Below are 12907 nucleotides of genomic sequence, written 5' to 3'. Positions count from 1 at the left end.
AGCCTTACATGAAAGCTGCGCGGCAAAGCGCCGCATATACCCTCTCAATCGATGGGACTGGTAGAATCGCCGCCGGTTCACACGAGGTTTATCCATGCACGATCCCCACAGCGAACGCATGAGTGGCAGCGAGACCCGCGCAGCAAGCGGTCTGGCCCTGGTGTTCGCATTCCGTATGCTTGGCATGTTTATGGTGTTGCCGGTGCTGGCAACCTATGGAATGGATCTCGCAGGAGCGACCCCGGCCCTGATCGGCCTGGCGATTGGCGCCTATGGCCTGACCCAGGCGCTGTTTCAGATTCCGTTCGGCGTCATTTCCGACCGCATCGGCCGCCGGCCGGTGATCTACCTCGGCCTGATCGTCTTCGCCCTGGGCAGTGTGCTTGCGGCCAATGCCGACTCTATCTGGGGCGTGATCGCCGGACGCGTCCTGCAAGGCGCCGGCGCGATTTCCGCCGCCGTCATGGCACTGCTCTCCGACCTGACCCGCGAACAACACCGTACCAAGGCCATGGCGATGATCGGCATGACCATCGGTCTTTCGTTCGCCGTGGCGATGGTAGTTGGCCCGCTGCTGACCCGCGCGTTCGGCTTGCACGGCCTGTTCCTGGCGACGGGTGGCATGGCGCTGTTCGGCATCGTGATCGTAGCCTTCATGGTTCCGCATTCCACGGGGCCGTTGCAGCACCGTGAGTCGGGCGTCGCCAAGCAGGCATTGCTGCCGACACTCAAGCACCCGGACCTGTTGCGCCTGGATTTGGGTATCTTCGTATTGCACGCAATGCTGATGTGCAGCTTCGTCGCCTTGCCCCTGGCCCTGGTACAAAAAGCCGGGCTGCCCAAGGAGCAGCACTGGTGGGTGTACCTGGCCGCGCTGCTGATTTCGTTCTTCGCCATGATCCCGTTCATCATCTACGGCGAGAAGAAACGCAAAATGAAACGAGTTCTGCTGGGCGCCGTCGCGACATTGATGCTCACTGAGCTATTCTTCTGGCAGTTCGGCGACAGCCTGCGGGCGCTGGTGATCGGCACGGTGGTGTTCTTCACCGCGTTCAACCTGCTGGAGGCTTCATTGCCTTCGCTGATCAGTAAGGTTTCACCGGCCGGCGGCAAAGGCACGGCGATGGGCGTGTATTCCACCAGCCAGTTCCTCGGTTCTGCACTGGGCGGGATCATGGGCGGCTGGATGTTCCAGCATGGCGGTTTGTCGGTTGTGTTCCTTGGATGCGCCGGGCTGGCTGCACTTTGGCTGGCCTTTGCTGTTACCATGCGCGAACCCCCATACGTCACAAGCCTGCGTCTGCCGTTATCGCCCGAAGCGATTCGTGAAGCCGGTCTGGTAGAGCGCCTGAAGGCCGTCGTTGGGGTAACAGATGCAGTCGTGGTTGCTGAAGAGGCGGCCATTTACATCAAATTGGACACCGAATTATTGGATCGCGCGACGCTCGAGCAACTGGTCAACCCAGTGCCGACAGCGCGCCCAGCCTAGGAGAACGTTATGGCCCGTGGGGTTAACAAAGTCATATTGGTCGGTACATGCGGCCAGGATCCCGAAGTTCGCTACTTGCCGAACGGTAACGCCGTGACCAACCTGAGTCTGGCGACCAGCGAACAGTGGACCGACAAGCAAACCGGCCAGAAGGTCGAGAAAACCGAATGGCACCGTGTGTCGATGTTCGGCAAGGTTGCAGAGATCGCCGGTGAATACCTGCGCAAAGGTTCGCAGGTCTACATCGAAGGCAAGCTGCAAACCCGCGAGTGGGAAAAAGACGGCATCAAGCGTTACACCACCGAAATCGTGGTCGACATGCAAGGCACCATGCAACTGCTGGGCGGCCGTCCACAGGGCGACCAACAGGGCCAGGGCGGCATGTCCAACTCGGCACCGCGTCCACAGCAGCAGTCCCGTCCGCAGCCAACCCAGCAGCCACAGCGTGAGTCGCGTCCAGCGCCACAGCAGGCCGCTCCTCAGCCGGCAGCCGACTTCGACAGCTTTGATGACGATATTCCGTTCTAAGGTCGCTTGAGACCCAGAACTGTCGCGTAACACCAGAAAACCCCCGGTGGCCTTGGCCCCGGGGGTTTTTCATTGCGGACACGGCAATCCGCTAAACGTCAGTAGAAGCGGCGCTCACCACCAACTCCCGAAACCTCTCCAATACCGACGACGTATCACCTACCCGGGTAGCCAGGTGCAACGGCGCCACCAGGCTCCGGCACTCCGAAAGCTCCCGATAAACAATCCCGTCGCCCCGCAACCGTTGCATTGAGGCAGGCACAACCGAAACCCCAAGCCCCGCAGCCACCAGGCTCAATGTCGCCGTCATGCGCGGCGCCTCTTGCACAACCTGCGGGCTGAAACCTGCTTCGCGACACGCCACCAGAATCGCGTCATACAACCCAAGCCCCACCCGGCGGCGATACAGCACAAACGCCTCGGTGGCCAATGCCGCCAATGGCAGCGGCGTCGACGGGTTGATAGCCAGTGGATGATCGGTAGGCAGCGCCAGCAACATTGGCTCTACCAGAATTGGCTGGTCCTGCAACGCCTGCGTCCCGCTCAGCGGCGAGCGAATGAACGCCGCGTCGAGCTTTTCGTGCAGCAACGCGTCCAGCAGTTCACCGGTACCGGCTTCTTCCAGTACCACTGAAACGCCGACAAAGGTTTCCCGAAACAGGCGCAGTACGCTGGGCACAAACGGATGCAAGGCGGCGGAGCTGGTGAAACCAATCGCCAGGCGTCCGCGTTCACCTCGGGCGGCGCGGCGCACAATGTCGGCCACACCATCGACGCTGGCCAAGATATGCCGCGCCTCCTCCAGCAAGGCCAGCCCCGCAGTGGTCGGGCGCACGCCTCGTGGCAGGCGCTCCATCAGCACCACACCCAACTCGGCTTCAAGACTTTGCAACAGGCGGGTCAGCGGCGGTTGCTGCATGCCCAGACGTTCTGCCGCGCGGGTGATATAGCCTTCTTCGGCAATCGCGACAAAGGCCCTGAGCTGCCTGAGTTCCAGCATAGGGATACTTTTCAGGTATGGGAGATGATCAATCGTGGCATTTGTTCTCATGGATCACAAGATTTAGGCTGTCCTCACTCCTCACAGAAGAAGGAATGCCGCAATGACCTGGTCAGCCAAGCAATACTCGATGTTCGAACAACAGCGCACTCGTCCCGTCCGGGATCTGGTAGCGGCCATCCCTGAGGGTGATGTGCGCACCGCCGTCGACCTGGGTTGCGGCCCGGGCAATTCGACTGAAGTCCTGGCTGATCGCTTTCCGCAGGCATTGGTCACCGGCATGGACAGTTCCGATGACATGCTGGTCGACGCCCGCAAGCGCCTGCCCGCGTTGAACTTCGAATTGGCTGATATCGGCGCCTGGAACCCTGTGCAGAAATTCGACGTCATCCTCGCCAATGCATCGCTGCAATGGCTGCCTGATCACGCCACGCTGTATCCGCATTTAGTCAATCAACTGACTCCCGGCGGCACCCTGGCGGTGCAGACGCCCGACAATCTTGACGAGCCGGCCCACAAGCTGGCGCGGGAAGTCGCGGCGGACGGCCCGTGGGCCGCAAAGATCGGCAGCGTCAAACACAATGAACGCCATACCGCGAGCTACTACTTTGAGTTGCTGAGCCAACACTGTTCCACCGTGGATGTATGGCGCACCACTTACCACCATCCGCTGGCAGGTTCCGCCGCGGTGGTGGAGTGGTTCAAGGGTTCGGCGTTGCGTCCATTCCTGGCGCCCCTGACCGAGTCAGAAAGGAACGCCTTCCTCGACGAGTACCTGGCGCGGATCACCAAGGCTTATCCAGCGCTGGCCGATGGCACTGTGTTGCTGCCGTTTCCGCGCCTGTTCATCATCGCTACCCGGTAAGCGCGGAGAAGGTCAATCGGCGGACAAGAACTGTTCCGCCGACACCACGCTCGCATAAGCAAACCCCAGCGACGACATAAACGCCGCATGCACCTGGGCTGCCGGCACGACGCTGCCATTGAATTCCAGGTCCCGCGTGGCGCAGGCATCGTGGATCACGGTCACGCTGTAGCCCAGGTCCGACGCGGCGCGCACCACGCCGTCGATGCACATATGGCTCATGCTGCCTACCACCACCAGTTCGGTGATGCTGCGTTGTTCCAGCAGGGCCCGCAGGTTGGTTTCGCGGAACGCATTGACGAAATGCTTGAGCACCACGGGCTCATCGGCCTGGTTCAGCACCTTGGGGTGCAGGTGTGCACCTTCCGAGCCCGGGGTGAAGAAGGGGGCATCGTCGGAGGTGAATTCGTGGCGTACGTGAATCACCGTATCGCCTGCCTGGCGAAATGCCTGTAGCACTTGCTGCGCCTTGTCTGCCGCCGCGTCCACTCCGTCTAGCGGCCACTTGCCCTGGGGGAAGTAGTCGTTCTGGATATCGATTAGGATGAGCGCTTGCTTGGCCATGTTGGTTTCCTTGTGAGGGTTGATGCGTCCAGTATCCTGGCTGGCGTGACGCCTGGGGATTGGCCGCACCGACAATAACAGAGGGAAAACTGACAATGGCGATCGTCGAACTCGGCGTGCTGATCTACAGCGGTGCGCAAATGGCCGCCGTGCATGGCTTGACCGACCTGTTCGCGGTCGCCAACCGGATTGCGACCGAGCATCAGTCCGAGCAACTGCCGTCCCTGCGCATCAGCCATTGGCAGGCTGAAACAGGCGGTGCGCCGACCCGTGTATTCGATAGCGAGCCCGGTAGCGGGGATAGGTTGACGGCCTTGCTGATTCCACCCTCCATTGCCGGCTTTTCCGAGGGCCAGGCGTCCGCCGAATTGCTGGATTGGCTGCGCCAGCAACATCGCTCCGGGACCATTCTGGGCGGCGTGTGCGTAGGTTCGATCCTGATGGCGGAAAGCGGCCTGTTGGACGGTCGCAGCGCCACCACGCACTGGACGTCGGCGAAAACCTTCGCCGCCCGTTATCCGGCGATTCGCCTGGAAGCCGACAAACCCATCGTCGACGACGGCGACTTGATCACCACCGCCGGCCTCATGGCCTGGTCCGAATTGGGCCTGCGCCTGGTGGACCGTTTGCTCGGCCCGAGCATCGCTGCCAGCACCGCGCGTTTCCTGGTGATCGAACACAGTGACAGCGCCAGTGAGTGCGGCAGTAACTTTGCGCCGATCCTTGCCCATGGCGACGCTGCGATTCTCAAGGTGCAACATTGGCTGCAGGCCAGCGGTGCGGTGGATGTTTCGTTGGCTGCCATGGCGCAGGAGGCGGGACTTGAGGAACGCACCTTCCTGCGACGGTTCCGCGCCGCCACCGGTTTGAAACCCACCGAATATTGCCAGCACCTGCGTGTCGGCAAGGCGCGCCAAATGCTCGAGTTCACCAACGGCACCATTGATCACATCGCCTGGACCGTGGGGTATCAGGACCCCGGCGCCTTCCGCGCCACCTTCAAGAAAATCACCGGGCTGGCGCCAAGTGATTACCGCAGCCGTTTCGGCGTGACGCCCTCCAAGGCGCAAGCCTGAATCGTGCAGAAAACCGCGACACCGGGATCACATCGTGCAGAATAAAACAGGCCAAGTGCTATCGCTTTTCCCGCAACTGATTGATTCCCCGCGCGTTTAGACAAACGCCGCCTTGGCTTGATCCCTGCTACCGTTTCCTTACACACATGGCAGCAGAGCCAAGGGGGACGCATGACCCCGACAAATCGCAAAAAAATCGTGGTGGCGCATTCAATCCGTCCGCAAGCGCCATTGCACGAAGTGGAGACCAACCGCGCCCTGGCCCGCTGGCTGGCGCACGTCCTCGGGCTCAAATATGGCGGCAGCTATAACCCTGAGCAGCACAGTGGGCGCGACCTCTATCTATTGCCCACTCAGACGCTGGTCGGTGCGGCCCAGGCGCGGCAATTCGGCGTCAAAGGCCCTGAGGATTTGTGGGGCGGCTACGTCGATCACGATTTCATCTGTACCAAGGCCATCAGCCACGGTTTGCTGAATAAAAACGCGGTTGCGCCCGAAGGCTGGTCGCCGCTGTTTTCCGAGCGCATCCGCAATGTGGTGCTGGATGGGTTGAGTGTGCACGCCCTGGAAGATGCGCGGCCGGCGGCGACCCATTTGCTGTACACCGGCCCGATCCGTCTCAAGCCCGTGCATGCCTGCGCCGGTCGCGGCCAGGAAGTGATCCGCAGCCTCGACGAGTTCGACGCCATCCTCGCGCGCCCTGATGCGGCGCAATTGTTCAGCGACGGCGTGGTGCTGGAGCAGGACCTGCGCGACGTGGTCACCCACAGTGTCGGCCAGAGCTTTATCGGCGATCACGTCATCAGCTACTGCGGCGATCAATACCTGACCCGGGACGGGCAGGGCGAAGAGGTCTATGGTGGTTCCAACCTGTTGGTGGTCCAGGGCTACTACGAAGACCTGCTCAAGCTCGACCTGCCCGATGACGTGCGCCTGGCCATCCAGCAAGCGCAGGTCTTCGATAACGCGGCGGATGAGGCCTATCCCGGGTTCTACGCCTCGCGGCGCAATTACGACATCGCCCAGGGCCTGGACAGCGACGGCCAACGCCGCAGCGGCGTGCTCGAGCAGTCCTGGCGCATGGGCGGGGCCAGCAGCGCGGAAGTCGCGGCGCTGCAAAGCTTCGTCAACAATCCCGGGCTGCGGGCGATTTATGTCTCGTCGGTAGAAACCTACGTCGACCAGCCACTGCCGGCTGACGCGATCGAGGTGTACCGGGGCCCGGCAGAAAACAGCGACTTTCTTCTCAAGTACGTGACGGTCAAATCCTATGACGGCTAGAAGCGAAACCATTGCCATTGATATCGACGACGAACAGATGAGCGGGACCTTCCTCAGTCCCAAATCGAAAGTACCGGGGGTGTTGTTTGTGCACGGCTGGGGCGGGAGCCAGGAGCGTGACCTGGAACGCGCCAAGGGTATCGCCGGGCTCGGTTGTGTATGCCTTACATTCGACCTGCGTGGCCATGCCGGCAACGGCATTCCGTTATCCCGCGTCACCCGCGAAGACAACCTGCGCGACCTGCTCGCGGCCTACGACCGCCTGTTGTCACACCCGGCCATCGACACCTCGGCGGTGGCGGTGGTAGGCACCAGCTACGGCGGTTACCTGGCCGCCATCCTCACTTCGCTGCGCCCTGTGCGCTGGCTGGCGCTGCGGGTGCCCGCGTTGTACCGCGACCAGGAATGGCTCAAGCCCAAGCGCGACCTGGACAAGGCCGACTTGATGGATTATCGCGGGACCTTTGTGCACGCCGAAACCAATCGCGCGCTGCATGCCTGCGCGGCGTTCACCGGTGATGTGCTGATCGTTGAATCCGAAACGGATGACCACGTGCCCCACGCCACCATCATGAGCTACCGCGCCGCCTGCCAGCAGACGCACTCGCTGACCCACCGGATTATCGACGGTGCGGACCACTCCCTGAGCGACCCTGTGTCCCAGCAGGCCTACACCTCGATCCTCGTGGACTGGATCACCGAGATGGTGGTGGGCGAACGCTTGAGTATCATCCAGTCGTAGGCGTCTTCTTCACCCGCAGCGCCTTGGCCTTGGCTTCCACCGCGAGGTACATCACCAGGGCCACCAGCAGCGGCAGGATGAAGTAGATCGCGCGGTAGGCGATCAACCCCGCGAGCAGGCTGCCGCGGGACGCTTCGTGCTGCAGCAAGGCAATGAAGACAGCCTCCAGCACACCAAGCCCCGCCGGGATGTGTGTGACCACTCCGGCAATGCTGCTGATCAGCAACACCCCGAGCACCACGGGGTAATCCAGCTGCTTGGGCAGCAGGGTAAAAATCACTGCTGCCATCAGCGACCAGTTCAGCGCGCCGAGCGCCAACTGCAACACTGCCATGCGCAGCGACGGCAGGCTGATTTCAATCCCGCGTATCGACCATGCGCGCTTTTTCGACAAGCGACAGGCCAGCAGGTAACCCAGGCTCGCCATTACCAACAGCACGCCGACGCCTTGCAACGCACCGCTGCTGAGCTTCCACCCCGGCGGCAATGTCACCAGCCCGCTGCTGAATACCGCGCCGGCGATCGCCATGTAGCCGAACCAGTTGGTGGCCAGGCTCAAGCCGAGGATCTTCGCGATGTTCCCGCTGCTCACCCCGAGTCGGGAATACAACCGATAGCGCATGGCGATGCCCCCAACCCACGCGCTCAGGTTGAGGTTGAACGCATAGCTGATGATGCCCACCGGCAAAATCTGCTTCCAGCCCAACGGCTGGCGGATGTAGGTGCGGCCGATCAGGTCGAAGCACGAATACACCAGGAAACTGCACAGGGTCAGCGCACCCGCGATGAGCAGCGTGCGCAGCTTGAAGTCGCCCAGGGTGTCGAGCACTTCGCTCCAGTCGATACGCCGGGCGAGCAGGGTGAACAACACGATCAGCACCAGGAAAAACACCACCGTCAGCGGTTTTTTCCAGCGTTTCAAGAAGCCGGGGCGAGCGCTTTCTTCAGCGATGCGAGCTTGGGTCATGATCCGCACGCTCCTCAAGAACGAAGGGTTTCAACCTCGGCTTGTGGGCCGGCAACCAGCCGGTCCACGACGGAAAATGCCGCAGCACATGGAACACCACGAAACCCACGGTCACCCGCCAGAACCAGCCGCGAGGCGCGCGGTTTTCCGGCATGGTCTTGCAGTGGTTCTGGCTCAGATATTCCAGGCGCTCGAACAACTGCTGGTTGAAGGCACGATCACGAACCAGCACATTCGCCTCCAGGTTCAGCGACAGGCTCAGCGGGTCGAGATTGCTCGAACCCACCGTGCTCCACTCTTCATCCACCAGCGCCACCTTGCCGTGCAACGGACGCTGGCAGTACTCGTGGATCACCACGCCTTCCTTGAGCAAATAGTCATAGAGCATGCGTGCCGCCAGCTTGGCCAGCAGCACATCCGGCTGGCCCTGCATGATCAACTGCACGTGCACGCCGCGCCGCGCGGCATTACGAATTTCCCGCAGCAGGCGGTAGCCGGGAAAGAAATAGGCGTTGGCGATCACCACCCGCCGCTCGGCCTTGCGCAGGGCGTGCAGGTAGGCCTCTTCGATATCGGTACGGTGTTGCAGATTGTCCCGGTAGATCAGCCGTACCAGGCCATCGCCTTCGCCGGCAGCCCATGGCGACGGGCGTTGCTCGCGCCGCCAGCCGCGCCGCTTGCGCACACGCCGGCCACTTTGTGCGAGGGCGAAATGATGCAGGTCGGCGACTGCCGGGCCCTGCACCTGCACGGCATAATCCTGCTTGGCCTCGGGACCGAAATCCCCCAGGTGATCCGCCGAGAAATTGATCCCGCCGATAAACGCCACACTGGCATCCACCACCACAATCTTGCGGTGCAGGCGGCGAAACCAGTTGGTGCGAAAACCCAATGTCTTGCTCGCCGGGTCGAACATCTGCACGGTCACGCCGGCCTGGCTCAATTCGCTGAGAAACCCCGGTGTCAGCTCGCCACAACCAAAGCCATCGAGGCTGGCGACGACCTTGACGCCACGCTGCGCCGCCTCGATCAAAATGCCTTTGAGCTCGTGGCCGACCTTGTCTTCGAAAAGGATAAACGTCTCCAGCAAGATCTCCCGCTGGGCCTGGCGCATCGCCTCGAACACTTTGGGAAAGTAGGCCTCGCCGTTCTCCAGCAACTCGATCTGGTTACCGCTCTGCCAGCCGTAATCCAGGTCCCGGGCCACGGCATCGTCCGGCGGTTGGTCGGTCGCGATGTGTTCCACCGCGACCTTTTCCAGCGGTGCGCTGTTCATAACTCGATCTCCACCGACAGCGGCGCATGGTCCGACAAGTGTGACCACGGGCGGCTGGTCAGGACTTGGGGCTGATGCACCTTGAGGTTGCGCACATAGATGCGGTCCAGCGGCAGCAGCGGCAGGCGCGCCGGGAAGGTGCGGGCCGGCTTGCCGTGGGTTTCGATAAACACTTCCCGCAGCCCGCAGTGGGCGAGATCGGCGCGCTGGCGCCAGTCATTGAAATCACCGGCGACAATCACCGGCGCGTCGGCGGGAATCTCGGCGACCCGCTGCGCGATCAGGCGCAGTTGCTGCTGGCGATGGACTTCCCGCAGCCCCAGGTGCACGCAGATGGCATGCACGTCCTGCACGTTGCCCGGCAAGCGCAGCACGCAATGCAGCAGCCCGCGACTTTCGTGGCCGCTCTGGGAGATGTCGAGATTGTCGTAGCGGATGATCTGGAATTTCGACAGCAGCGCATTACCGTGGTCGCCATGGGGATACACCGCGTTGCGACCGTAGGCGTATTGCGGCCAGATACTGTCGGCGAGGAACTCGTATTGCGGCATGCTCGGCCAGTTACTGTAGCGCTTGGGGTGGCGTTCATGGGTGCCGTGGATTTCCTGAAGGAACACCACGTCGGCGGCCACGCTGCGAATCGCCTCCCGCAACTCGGGCAATATGAAGCGCCGGTTGAGCGCGGTGAAGCCCTTGTGGGTATTGACCGTCAGCACCCTGAAGCGGGTGATGGTTTCGGTGGGCGTGGTTGGCATCAGTTCCGGATGGGTCATGGCAACACTCCCGTGTCCGGCAACTTGCCGGGTTCGGTGGCCAGTGCCTGGTCCAGGCCAAAACGCTGCAGTAATTGGCGCGCATCGAAGGGCGCGCGCACCTTGATGTCGTTATCGAAGTAGCAAAACACCTCGCGCTGCTTGCGGGCGCGGGGTTTGTGCTTCGGGTCGATCAACTGTGCATCGGCGGGTTGTTTGCCGTGGCTCCAGCGTTCGATGCGATCGCCCCAGCGCTTGAGCGCTTCGGACGTATAGCCGCTGGCATACAGCGCTTTGTCCCCATGCAGACGCAGGTACACAAAGTTGGCCGTGACGTCTTCCAGGTAAGGCCACTTGCCGGCTGTGTCCGCCACCACCAGGGCCACGCCGTGCTTGTCGAGCATCTCGACAAACTCCGGCACGGCGAAACTCTTGTGGCGAATCTCCACCGCATGGCGCAGTGGCTTTTTACCGTGGGCTTGCAGGCTCGCCTTGCCGTTCAGGCGCGGCTCATGCTCGCGGGCGAGGGCGGCGGCCTGCTGGGTAGTGGTGGGTAATTCGGCGAGAAAGGCTTCAAACAACGGCGGGTCGAATTTGAAACTGGGCGGGAACTGCCAGAGGATCGGCCCGAGCTTTTCCTTGAGTTCCAGCACCCCGGAGGCGAAGAAATTCGCCATCGGCTTGTGCACCTCCCGCAGCCGCAGGATATGCGTGATGTAGCGCGGCGCCTTGACGCTGAACACAAACCCTTCAGGCGTGTCGCCATACCATTCGGCATAGCGCTTGGGTGTTTGCAGCGCGTAGAACGAGCCGTTGATCTCGATGCTGTTGACCGCCCGTGAGGCAAACTGCAGCTCGCGCTTCTGGGTCAGGCCCTCGGGGTAGAAATCCCCCCGCCAGGGCGTGTAGCGCCAGCCGGAAATGCCGATATGAATCGCGGCCATGATGACTCCCGTGGGTTAACTGTGTGGTGACCTCCGTTTTTGGATGACTGTGAGGATCGGGAGAAAGTTTCGATGGTCCTACAGACGGCACCTCTCAAAATGTGGGAGCGGGTTCTTTATCGCTGCGGGATCAGTGCCCGCCAACCACCCGGGTCGAACTTTCGGCATACACCGGCCCCAGCCGGTCAAGGCGCCCGCTCCAGGCCGTCAGCGCCAAGGCCACCAACACCACCGAACCGCCAATCCACGCCGTGTGGATCAAGCCCATGTGGGCGACGATCATGCCGCCGGCCCACGCGCCACCGGCAATCCCCAGGTTGAACGCCGCAATGTTCAGGCCCGAGGCCACGTCCACCGCGTTCGGCGTGTGATGTTCCGCCTGGCGCACCACATACACCTGCAAGCCCGGCACATTGCCGAAAGCGACCGCGCCCCACACCAGCACAGTGGCCAGGGCCAGCCATGGATTACCCGCGGTGAAGGTCAGCACGAACAACACAGCGGCGAGCAGGGCAAAGATGATTTTCAGGGCGCTGATCGGGCCGCGTTTGTCGGCCAGCTTGCCGCCCCAGATATTACCGATGGCCACCGAGATGCCATACACCAGCAACACCAGGCTGACGGTGCCGGCGCTGAACCCGGAGATGTCCTGAAGGATTGGCGCCAGGTAGGTGAACGCGATGAACGAGCCGCCGTAACCCACCGCCGTCATGGCGTACACCAGCAGCAGCCGTGGTTGTTTCAACACTTGCAGTTGCTGCAACAGCGACGCGGGTTTGCTGTGGGCGATGTTTTTCGGTACGTAGAGCAGGCTGCCGATAAACGCGATCAAGCCCAGGGCCGAGACGGCGAGGAAGGTTTCGCGCCAGCCGAAGTGCTGGCCGATAAACGTCCCCAGTGGCACACCGGTCACCAACGCCACGGTCAGGCCGGTAAACATGATGGCAATCGCGCTGGCGGCTTTTTCCTTGGGCACCAGGCTTGTGGCGATCGTGGAGCCAATCGAGAAGAACACCCCGTGGGCCAGGCCGGTGACGATCCGTGCCAGTACCAGGGACTCATAACTCGGCGCTTGCCAGGCCAGCAGGTTGCCGAGGGTGAACAGCACCATCAGCGACAACAGCAGCAGTTTGCGTGGCACTTTGCCGGTGAGGGCGGTGAGTACCGGCGCGCCGATGGCCACGCCCAGGGCGTAGAGGCTGACCAGCAGGCCGGCGGACGGCAGGCTGACGCCAAGGTCGGCGCCGATGGTGGGTAACAGGCCAACGATGACGAACTCGGTCGTCCCGATGGCAAAAGCGCTGAGGGTCAGCGCGAGCAAGGCAATGGGCATGGCTGCAACTCCGGTGGGTTTCAATCAGGAGCGCAGTCTCGAGGTTCGGCTTGTGCGGAAAAAGCCAGGTATTGGCATTTGATATTTGCC

General features: G+C 62.1%; 13 protein-coding genes. 6 read left to right on the top strand and 7 right to left on the bottom strand.

Going from position 1 to position 12907, the window contains the following annotated elements; all coding sequences use genetic code 11:
• Positions 1-94: 94 nt before the first annotated feature.
• Both AC3WKX_RS12695 and AC3WKX_RS12690 read left to right on the top strand, forming a co-directional pair.
• The gene (locus AC3WKX_RS12695; RefSeq protein WP_102605433.1) at positions 95-1489 is read left to right on the top strand and encodes an MFS transporter; all 1395 of its coding nucleotides are present in this window, start codon (positions 95-97) and stop codon (positions 1487-1489) included.
• Positions 1490-1498: 9 nt separating this feature from the next.
• Positions 1499-2017: a single-stranded DNA-binding protein gene (locus AC3WKX_RS12690; RefSeq protein WP_003210042.1), complete on the top strand. Its 519-nt coding sequence runs from the start codon at positions 1499-1501 to the stop codon at positions 2015-2017.
• Positions 2018-2108: 91 nt separating this feature from the next.
• On the opposite strand, the gene AC3WKX_RS12685 is transcribed toward AC3WKX_RS12690, so the two are convergent.
• Positions 2109-3017 carry a LysR family transcriptional regulator gene (locus AC3WKX_RS12685; protein WP_173883020.1) on the bottom strand — a complete coding sequence of 303 codons (909 nt, stop codon included), beginning with the start codon at positions 3015-3017 and terminating at the stop codon, positions 2109-2111.
• 103 nt (positions 3018-3120) lie between these two features.
• On the opposite strand from AC3WKX_RS12685, the gene tam reads away from it, so the two are divergent.
• Entirely contained in the window at positions 3121-3882 is a 762-nt protein-coding gene (gene tam, locus AC3WKX_RS12680) for a trans-aconitate 2-methyltransferase (protein ID WP_102605435.1), read from the top strand.
• Positions 3883-3894: 12 nt separating this feature from the next.
• Here the strand turns inward: tam and AC3WKX_RS12675 are convergent, their stop codons facing one another.
• Positions 3895-4446 (bottom strand): cysteine hydrolase family protein, encoded by a 552-nt coding sequence (locus AC3WKX_RS12675; RefSeq protein WP_102370002.1) that lies wholly within the window; start codon positions 4444-4446, stop codon positions 3895-3897.
• 95 nt (positions 4447-4541) lie between these two features.
• On the opposite strand from AC3WKX_RS12675, the gene AC3WKX_RS12670 reads away from it, so the two are divergent.
• From AC3WKX_RS12670 to AC3WKX_RS12660, 3 genes are all read left to right on the top strand, one after another.
• Positions 4542-5522 (top strand): GlxA family transcriptional regulator, encoded by a 981-nt coding sequence (locus tag AC3WKX_RS12670; protein ID WP_102605436.1) that lies wholly within the window; start codon positions 4542-4544, stop codon positions 5520-5522.
• A 171-nt stretch (positions 5523-5693) separates the two neighbouring features.
• Positions 5694-6803 (top strand): DUF3182 family protein, encoded by a 1110-nt coding sequence (locus AC3WKX_RS12665; RefSeq protein WP_102605437.1) that lies wholly within the window; start codon positions 5694-5696, stop codon positions 6801-6803.
• The gene (locus AC3WKX_RS12660) at positions 6793-7545 is read left to right on the top strand and encodes an alpha/beta hydrolase family protein (RefSeq protein ID WP_003210032.1); all 753 of its coding nucleotides are present in this window, start codon (positions 6793-6795) and stop codon (positions 7543-7545) included. Before AC3WKX_RS12665 ends, AC3WKX_RS12660 begins: the two co-directional genes overlap by 11 nt.
• Here AC3WKX_RS12660 and AC3WKX_RS12655 read toward each other — a convergent pair.
• The 5 genes from AC3WKX_RS12655 to AC3WKX_RS12635 all read right to left on the bottom strand — a co-directional run bounded on the left by AC3WKX_RS12655 (position 7532) and on the right by AC3WKX_RS12635 (position 12817).
• A complete protein-coding gene (locus AC3WKX_RS12655) occupies positions 7532-8512 on the bottom strand; it encodes a lysylphosphatidylglycerol synthase domain-containing protein (protein ID WP_102605438.1) in 981 nt (326 codons plus the stop codon). The genes AC3WKX_RS12660 and AC3WKX_RS12655 overlap by 14 nt on opposite strands.
• Positions 8490-9788 (bottom strand): cardiolipin synthase ClsB, encoded by a 1299-nt coding sequence (gene clsB / locus AC3WKX_RS12650; protein WP_003210028.1) that lies wholly within the window; start codon positions 9786-9788, stop codon positions 8490-8492. The genes AC3WKX_RS12655 and clsB overlap by 23 nt, the downstream gene beginning before the upstream one ends.
• A complete protein-coding gene (locus AC3WKX_RS12645; RefSeq protein WP_003210026.1) occupies positions 9785-10561 on the bottom strand; it encodes an endonuclease/exonuclease/phosphatase family protein in 777 nt (258 codons plus the stop codon). Before AC3WKX_RS12645 ends, clsB begins: the two co-directional genes overlap by 4 nt.
• Positions 10558-11484, bottom strand: a complete 927-nt coding sequence (locus AC3WKX_RS12640) for a DUF72 domain-containing protein (RefSeq protein ID WP_102605439.1) — start codon at positions 11482-11484, stop codon at positions 10558-10560. Before AC3WKX_RS12640 ends, AC3WKX_RS12645 begins: the two co-directional genes overlap by 4 nt.
• 130 nt (positions 11485-11614) lie before the next feature.
• A complete protein-coding gene (locus tag AC3WKX_RS12635) occupies positions 11615-12817 on the bottom strand; it encodes an MFS transporter (RefSeq protein WP_003210022.1) in 1203 nt (400 codons plus the stop codon).
• Between the last annotated feature and the right edge of the window lie 90 nt (positions 12818-12907).

Source organism: Pseudomonas sp. GP01-A4, assembly GCF_058780865.1.
The sequence above is the reverse complement of the archived record's forward strand: the minus strand, read 5'-3'. Positions and strand labels throughout refer to the sequence as shown.